The 7529-nt window shown below is 61.2% G+C and carries 8 protein-coding genes; 3 read left to right on the top strand and 5 right to left on the bottom strand.

Going from position 1 to position 7529, the window contains the following annotated elements:
- A partial coding sequence (locus Q0R02_RS07050) for a hypothetical protein (protein ID WP_293881945.1) occupies nucleotides 1-261 on the bottom strand: 261 nt, incomplete at its 3' end.
- Between the two features lie 105 nt (nucleotides 262-366).
- Nucleotides 367-1548, bottom strand: coding sequence for a WG repeat-containing protein (locus Q0R02_RS07055; protein ID WP_293881946.1), 1182 nt, complete (start codon nucleotides 1546-1548; stop codon nucleotides 367-369).
- Between the two features lie 244 nt (nucleotides 1549-1792).
- On the opposite strand from Q0R02_RS07055, the gene Q0R02_RS07060 reads away from it, so the two are divergent.
- The 3 genes from Q0R02_RS07060 to Q0R02_RS07070 are packed head-to-tail and all read left to right on the top strand — an operon-like array spanning nucleotide 1793 to nucleotide 4073.
- On the top strand, nucleotides 1793-2689 hold the full coding sequence (locus Q0R02_RS07060; protein WP_293881948.1) for a DMT family transporter: 897 nt from the start codon (nucleotides 1793-1795) through the stop codon (nucleotides 2687-2689).
- Nucleotides 2686-3600, top strand: a complete 915-nt coding sequence (locus Q0R02_RS07065; protein ID WP_293881950.1) for an EamA family transporter — start codon at nucleotides 2686-2688, stop codon at nucleotides 3598-3600. The genes Q0R02_RS07060 and Q0R02_RS07065 overlap by 4 nt, the downstream gene beginning before the upstream one ends.
- Nucleotides 3597-4073: a GNAT family N-acetyltransferase gene (locus tag Q0R02_RS07070; RefSeq protein WP_293881952.1), complete on the top strand. Its 477-nt coding sequence runs from the start codon at nucleotides 3597-3599 to the stop codon at nucleotides 4071-4073. Before Q0R02_RS07065 ends, Q0R02_RS07070 begins: the two co-directional genes overlap by 4 nt.
- On the opposite strand, the gene ppa is transcribed toward Q0R02_RS07070, so the two are convergent.
- The 3 genes from ppa to Q0R02_RS07085 all read right to left on the bottom strand — a co-directional run bounded on the left by ppa (nucleotide 4070) and on the right by Q0R02_RS07085 (nucleotide 7413).
- Complete coding sequence (gene ppa / locus Q0R02_RS07075; RefSeq protein WP_293881954.1) at nucleotides 4070-4606, bottom strand: inorganic diphosphatase; 537 nt, start codon at nucleotides 4604-4606, stop codon at nucleotides 4070-4072. The genes Q0R02_RS07070 and ppa overlap by 4 nt on opposite strands.
- The gene (locus Q0R02_RS07080) at nucleotides 4603-6513 is read right to left on the bottom strand and encodes a peptidase M61 (RefSeq protein WP_293881957.1); all 1911 of its coding nucleotides are present in this window, start codon (nucleotides 6511-6513) and stop codon (nucleotides 4603-4605) included. Before Q0R02_RS07080 ends, ppa begins: the two co-directional genes overlap by 4 nt.
- 246 nt (nucleotides 6514-6759) lie before the next feature.
- The gene (locus tag Q0R02_RS07085; RefSeq protein WP_293881956.1) at nucleotides 6760-7413 is read right to left on the bottom strand and encodes a DUF1345 domain-containing protein; all 654 of its coding nucleotides are present in this window, start codon (nucleotides 7411-7413) and stop codon (nucleotides 6760-6762) included.
- Between the last annotated feature and the right edge of the window lie 116 nt (nucleotides 7414-7529).

Genomic DNA, 7529 nt, shown 5'->3' on the forward strand with positions numbered 1-7529 from the left:
ATCCATCAGCGCATTGAGATGGTCGTGGCGAGAATCCATCCGCGATGCCGCCAGTGCCTCCAACGTCGCGCTGTCCAACTCCTCGACCGCCAGGGCAGTAGGGGCCGTCGCCTTGAGGCGCTGATATTCGTCATAGTCGCGAGCCGACACGAAATAGCCGGTGACCCGGTTGTGCGTCACCACGGCGACCGGCTCGCGCTGGGCCTCCTCGCGGTAGCGACCAAAATTGCGGGCGAACTCCGTCGCAGCGACCTGTGTCATCGTGGCCTCCTTGGCATCCAGAGATTGCATTATACAAAACGCGCGTTTTACGCAATAGCCTATTGAGCCTCTGACCTAGTGACAGGTTTGGGTAACCGGCTCCGCTTAGTCGGATGACATCGGGGAAAGGGTAATTACGGGTGGTGGGTCGTCGAAACAGATACTCACACAATCGTACTTCGGGGGGATAAGCCAATTGCCCCGCACGTCGATTGCGCCCCACCTGCCGCTAACGGAGGCTGCGGCCCACCCGCCGCCGAAAAAGCCGCCAACCCGATCGAACTTAGTCCCGAATTGTCGCCTGCCTTTCCGGTCGATGATCCATGTCTTTTTGCCCTCGAAGGCAGCAGCCAAGCCTTCTTGATTGAAGTCGGTAAAAGCCTCGAAGGTCGGTGAGAGCACCGTCTTACCTTCCTCATTGACCAACCCCCATCTTTCTCTGACACTGACTTGTGCAAAGCCACCCTTAAAATAACGGACTTCATCGTAAAGCTGCGATCCAACAAATTCACCAGCCTTGTTTATAAGCCTATAATAATCGCCAATCTTTACAAACGTAACACCTTTACTGTTAAATTCATCTGGCCAAATTATATCTTCGCTGATTGGCTTGATGACCCACTTACCGCTGGAATCAATAAACCCCCACTTTTTGTCCATTTTGGCAGCTGCGAGGCCGTCGTCGCCGAACTGCCACAGCTCCTCAAACTGACCAGCCGGAATTGTCCAGATGCCTTCCCGATTGATAAATCCTTCGTGAGTCTGGTCGGTTTTCGCTGGAGCTAGCCCATTCTTCGCGAGGGGGCCGATGTAGAAGAACGTCGGCGCGACCACCCACTTCTTGTCAGTTAAAGAAAGGACGCCAAATTTGCCCTTATATCGAGCCGCGTAAAGGGTTCCGTCATCGAATCTATCAATCGACGAGAAGACTGCTGGCAATACCCATTGGTTATTACGGTCAATCAGACCATAGCGCCCGCCTGACGACGCTGTAGCATAGCCGTCCGTGTGGAAGGTGCCCACAGACTGGTAGCTAACTGGGATAAATACACGGCCCCCAGCATCGGCCTTGCCGTTGAGTTTGTTAATTTCGAGCGAAATGTCACCGCTCTCGTCCACGTTAATAAAATCGTAGATGAATGGCAGGACCATCTTCCCGTTTTGGTCCAGCATGCCCCACTTCCCTCCCAGCTTGGCTTGGATGAAGCGTTCTGCAGGAAAGTTATTGGCAACCGACGGCGATGTAACAGCGAGCGCCGCCGCAATCGCAAAGAGTGCTTTGACCATCAATGTTCCCCCCGGCATCTCGGTGCCTGATGTATGCACCAGCTAACCGCCACTTTGTCATTTTTGATGCAAAACTCAAAGCTTTTGCATCATTTAAAAAATGCCGGAAATGCAGGCGTTTTTGTGATGCACAAATCCGATGCGAATCGGAGCAAGTTTTCAGACAAGACGATCCTGAACTAAACCCACCCCAACGCGCCGCTTCGTGCGTGACGTCCCGTTGGCTTAAGTCTACGGCCCCTCCATGCCCGCGCGCCGTTCATCCAGCACCATCCCGTTTGCAGTCGCGTGCGTCGGCATCGCGCTGTTTTCGGGCATGGATGCCGCGATGAAGGGGCTGGCGATTGCGCTGGGTGCTTACAATGCCATGTTGTGGCGCGTCGGCATTGGCGTGGTGATCAGCGTTGGGCCTTATCTATACAAGCGCGGTGGCTGGCCCAGTCGGCCGGGCCTGCGCGTCCATCTGTTGCGCGGCGGGGTCACCGCGGTCATGGCGGTTTTGTTCTTCTACGGCATCGCGCAGCTGCCGCTTGCCGAAGGGATTGCATTGTCGTTCGTCGCGCCGCTGATCGCGCTTTATCTCGCGGTCGTGCTGCTTGGTGAAAAGGTCGGGCGGCACAGCGTCATCGCCTCGATCTTTGGCATCGTCGGGGTCGCGGTGCTGGTCGCCACGCGGGTCGGCGCGACCGGCGACCGCAACCTGGCCGGCGTCGCGGCGATTCTGTTGTCGGCGATCTTTTATGCGTGGAACATCATTCTGATGCGCCAGCAGGCGTTGCTCGCCAGCCCGACCGAGGTCGCCTTTTTCCAGAACCTGTCGGTGCTGGGCTTCCTGTTGCTCGTCGCGCCTTTCCTGGCGGTCGTGCCCGATGTGCGGCATGTGCCGATGCTGCTGCTGTCCGCCGTGCTCGCCTTTTGTTCGCTGCTCCTGCTGTCATGGGCCTATGCGCGGGCCGAGGCGCAGGTGCTGGTTCCGGTAGAATATACCGCCTTTGTCTGGGCGGCGATCATGGGCGCGATTTTCTATGCCGAGCCGGTTACGCCGACGACAATCCTGGGCGCGGCCTTCATCGTCGCGGGGTGCATCGTCGCCGCGCGCGGTGGCCGCCCCGATATCGCCAAGCTGGAGGCAGCAATTTGACCCACCCCGTTCAACCGGCCACGCTGGCACCGCGCCACCTGCTGCTCGCCATTGCGATCATGGCGGTGTGGGGCAGCAATTTCGTCGTCATCAAACTCGCGCTGGCGCACCTGCCGCCGTTGCTGCTGGCCGCGCTCCGCTTCACGCTGGTGCTGTTGCCCGCGGCGTTTTTCCTGAAGCGACCGGCGGTGTCGTGGGGCAATCTCGCCGCCTATGGCTTGCTGATCGGCGTCGGGCAGTTCGGTGTCCTGTTCATGGCGATGCGTCACGATATCACGCCGGGCCTGGCCTCGCTGGTGATGCAGGTTCAGGTGTTTTTCACCATCGGTCTGGCCATGCGTTTTACCGGTGAGCGCATTCGCCGGGTGCAGGTCGTTGCGCTGCTGCTCGCTATCGTCGGCCTCGGGATCATCCTGACGCATACCGACGGCAGCGCGACGCCGCTTGGCCTCGGCATGGCGATGTTTGCGGCCTTGTGCTGGGCAGGCGGCAACATGCTGACAAAGGCCGCGGGGTCGGTCAACATGGTCGCCTATGTCGTCTGGGCCAGCCTGTTTTCCATCCCGCCGCTGTTCGCGCTGGCCTTTGTGGTGGAGGGGCCGACGGCGATCGCCCATGGCATCGCCGCCGCCGACGCCTTCACCTGGGGCGCCGTGATTTTTCAGTCGGTCGCCAACACGATGTTCGGCTATGGCGCCTGGGGCTGGCTGCTGGCGCGCTATCCGGCGGGCACGGTCGCCCCGACCGCGCTGCTGGTGCCGGTCTTTGGCATGGCGGCATCGACCTGGTGGCTCGGCGAATCACTTCCGCTGTGGAAGCTCGCGGCCGCCGCCTTCATCATGGCCGGCCTTGCGCTCGGCCTGTTGTGGCCGCGCGTGCAGGCGTGGCGTATTGCAAGGATCGCTACATGACCGTCACCATTCGCCCCGCCGGCCCGTCCGACCTCGACGCGATCATCGCGTTCATCCGCGCGCTCGCCGACTATGAGAAACTGGCCGACGAGGTTCGCCTCGACCGCGCCACGCTCGACCGCCACCTGTTCGGCGCGCGCCCGATGGCCGAGGTCCTGATCGCCGAGATCGACGCGCAGCCGGTCGGCTTTGCGCTGTTCTTTCACAATTTCTCGACGTTTGAGGGTCGCCCCGGCATTTACCTGGAGGATCTGTTCGTCGATCCGGCGGCGCGCGGGGCGGGGGCGGGCCGGGCGCTACTGTCCCGTCTGGCCGCGCTGGCGGTCGAACGCGGCTGCGCGCGCCTCGAATGGTCGGTGCTCGACTGGAACGAGCCCGCGATCCGCTTTTACAAATCGCTCGGCGCAACGCCGATGGACGGCTGGACGATCAACCGCGTCGCTGGATTCGCGCTGTCCGAACTGGCGCGTTAAGCCGCCGGCGTCTTGTACCGTTCGATCGCTTCCATCACGATCCGGTGGGCATAGGCGGCATTTTCCCACTTGCCGACGCGAACCCACTTCTTGGGCTCCAGATCCTTGTAGTGGGTAAAGAAATGCTCAATCTGCTGCATGATGATCTCAGGCAGGTCGTCGCTTTCGTTGACCTTGGTATAATATGGGAAAGTCGCATCGACCGGCACGGTCAGCAGTTTCTCGTCGCCGCCCGCTTCGTCTTCCAGCAGCAGCACCGCAATCGGCCGGACGCGCACGACGCACCCGGGGATGAACGGCGACCGGGCCACGACCAGCGCATCGAGCGGATCGCCATCGGGCGACAGCGTGTGCGGGATGAAGCCGTAGTTCGCCGGATAGCGCATCGGCGTGTGCAGGATGCGATCCACGAACAACGCGCCCGACTTCTTGTCGAATTCGTATTTCACGGGTTCGCCACCGACCGGCACCTCGATGATGCAGTTCAGGGAGTGCGGCACGTTGTCGCCAACGGGAATCATTTCGATGTTCATTTGGGGGCGAGTAGCTTGTCGAGTGGCGTCTCGCCAGTCCCCGTCTTGATAAACCGTGGATAACGCAGGCCCTCGTTCCACAAAACTGCCACATCGCGCACCCGCGTTCCGGCCTTTACCGTCAGCCGGATCGGCGTCGAACCACCCTTTGCCGCGGTCACTGCCGCCGTCATCGCATCGTCGGTATAGGCGACGCCGTTGACCGCCACGATCGTTTGCCCGACCGTCAGCCCGGCCTTGTAAGCGGGACCGTCCCAGATCAGCGCATTGATCCGCGCTTCCTTGCCGACGTTCAGGCCCAGCGAATAGGTCAGGTCCAGATACTTGTTCGCCTTCATACCCGCCCTGGTGAAATTGGTCGGCGTGTCGGTATAGCTCAGCCGATACCCGCTTCGTTCGAACCCGCCCAGCGGCGCGTGATCGGCCTTGCCGGTCAGCCGTTCCTTCAAAAAGCCCGCCCAGTCATAGGGCATCACGCCGTTCAGCGTCGCCGCGACATCGTCGATGGTATAGGTCACCTCGCCATAGTCGCCGTCGGTCAGCCCGAAGAACGCGCGCGCGAAATCGTCGAGTCCGCGCGCACTTTTGGTCCCCCGCCGGATGATGGCGTCGGCCTCGATCCAGATCAGCAGCCCCTCGTTGTAATAATCCTCCGACCGCTGCCAGCTGACCCAGCCCTTGGGCCGCCGCGACGAGATGACCGGATCGTTGGTCGTGTCGTCCAGGCTGCGCCATGTGCGCGCCTTTCGCACGTCCAGCCCGGCGGCGATGCTGGCCATCGCGTCGAGCATGTCCTGTTTGGACGCAAGCCCCGACCGCGCCTCCAGCACATAGCCCCAGAATTGCGTCTGCCCCTCGTACATCCACAACAGGCTGTCGCGCATCGGGGTGCGGAAGTCGGGCGTCCACAAATCGGCCCCGCGCCGGAACTTGCCGTTCCAGCTATGCGTGAATTCATGCGGCAACAGATTATGATCGGGCAGGCTGGCATTCCAGTCCGTGAAATAGGCGGGATCGACGCCATTTTCCGATGAGCGATGATGTTCCAGCCCGTTTTCGCCCATCCGGTCGGACAGCGAGAACAGGAAGTCATAATGGTCGAAATGCCGCGCCCCGAACAATTTGACCGCCTGCGTGACCAGGTTTCGGTGCAGCGCAATCTGCTGCGGTGTCGCCGCCAGATATTTCGGATCGTCGGCGATCGTGTTCAGCGTGACGCCCTGCCCCAGGTCGTCGGCGCGGAAATATTTGCCGGCATAGACAGGTGAATCGACCAGTATCTCGTAATTGGTCGCCTGATACGTCACCGTGTCGCCCGCACCGCCACTCTTGCGCAGCGCCGTCGCGGGCCTGAAGCCTGGTGGATAGACGACCGTCGCCTGGATCGGGATCTGACGCGTGAAATATCCTGCGGGGTAGAGCGAAACCGCCTCCCACTGGATGTTCAGCATCTCGTGCGTCATCACGATCCGCCCCTGATCCTCGGCATTGGGCGACAGGAATTGAAAGCTGACGTCCAGCGCCCGGACCCCCGACGGCACATCGACATGAAATGCGAACACGTCGACCGGATCGCGCCGCCACGTCAGGGTTTTGCCACCCGCCCTGATGACCAGCCCGGCCAGCTTGTCGATGGGGCCGCGCGGTGAGTGATTGCCCGGCAGCCACTTCGGCATCATCAGCACCATCGGCCCCGCGCCGGCCACCGGGATCGTTTCCTCCACGCGCATGATTGCCCGGTCCAGGTCGGTCGCGTCGACCTTCAGCTTGATGACGCCGGGATAAGGCTGGTCGACCGCTGCCGGGATGGTATCGACAAACGCCACCGGCTGTGGAGCGCTGTTCGCGGCGAGGGCAGGGACGGCGGTGGAAACAAGCAGGGCGGCGGCAAGCACACGGGTGAACATCGGCAACGTAAACTTTCGTAAAGCGGAACAGGATCAATGTTCTAACGCGCGAAAGCGCCGATCGGCAAGTTCACCTCACCCCGGCAGCTTCACGTTACCGCTGCCAGCCTCCCATCACCCCGGCGAAGGCCGGGGTCTATACGGCTGTCGGGTCGGGAGCCCTCTTTCGGACGCCCGTATAGGCCCCGGCCTCCGCCGGGGTGACGACTTGTGGCCAATCCGCTCTGCGACCACCGAAAACCAGCCTCAGCCGCCCCCCAGCACATTGATCGAGAACGCCAGCACACCAATGTTGAACACAAACGCCGCCAGACTGTGCGCGGTCACGACTTTCCGGATCTGCCGCGACGACACTCCGGTGTCCGAAGTCTGGAAAGTCATGCCCAGCGTGTAGGAAAAATAGATGAAGTCGCTGTATTCGGGCCCAGTATCGGAGGCGTCATCGTCATCGCCTGTAAAATTCAGCCCGCCTTTCGCGCCATCGACATAATAGAGATGCGCGTAATGCAGCGCATAAACGGTGTTCGAAAACAGCCAGGCCACCGCCAGCGTGCCGACGATCAACGCTTTTGGCGGGCCACCACCGTTCTTGACCGCCAGTTCGCTGAACACCGCAGTCAGGATGGCGATCGTCACGACGCTGGTGATGACCAGTAACAGGGCGCGATTGGCGTCGTTCTCCTCGGCATGCTCCTTCATCGCGTCGGCACCGTGCGTGGTCAGCACCGGATAGAGCGACAGCAAAAAGAACACGCCCGCGATATCGAACGCCGTCATCGCCGCCCGGGACCAGCCGAGCGGCCCCAGCAGAACGGCAAACGCCACCCCCAGGATTACGAGAAACGCGATAAATCGCGCTGGAGCGACCCGCTGGCCGAGTGTTTTTTTGGAAGTTGTCATGGCGAATAGTAACGGATGGGAAACGGAATGTATCCTTCATCCGTTTCGTCACCCCGGCGCAGGCCGGGGCCTATACGGGTGTCGAAAAGAACCGCGCCCTGTCCGAAAGCCGTATA

It is taken from the genome of Sphingomonas sp., from assembly GCF_025353885.1.
GTDB lineage: Bacteria > Pseudomonadota > Alphaproteobacteria > Sphingomonadales > Sphingomonadaceae > Sphingomonas_O.

Excerpts from the sequence above, each read along its gene's own strand:
- Q0R02_RS07070 (WP_293881952.1), top strand. The coding sequence starts at position 3,597 with ATGACCGTCACCATTCGCCCCGCCGGCCCGTCCGACCTCGACGCGATC.
- Q0R02_RS07080 (WP_293881957.1), bottom strand. The coding sequence starts at position 6,513 with ATGTTCACCCGTGTGCTTGCCGCCGCCCTGCTTGTTTCCACCGCCGTC.
- ppa (WP_293881954.1), bottom strand. The coding sequence starts at position 4,606 with ATGAACATCGAAATGATTCCCGTTGGCGACAACGTGCCGCACTCCCTG.
- Q0R02_RS07085 (WP_293881956.1), bottom strand. The coding sequence starts at position 7,413 with ATGACAACTTCCAAAAAAACACTCGGCCAGCGGGTCGCTCCAGCGCGA.
- Q0R02_RS07055 (WP_293881946.1), bottom strand. The coding sequence starts at position 1,548 with ATGGTCAAAGCACTCTTTGCGATTGCGGCGGCGCTCGCTGTTACATCG.
- Q0R02_RS07060 (WP_293881948.1), top strand. The coding sequence starts at position 1,793 with ATGCCCGCGCGCCGTTCATCCAGCACCATCCCGTTTGCAGTCGCGTGC.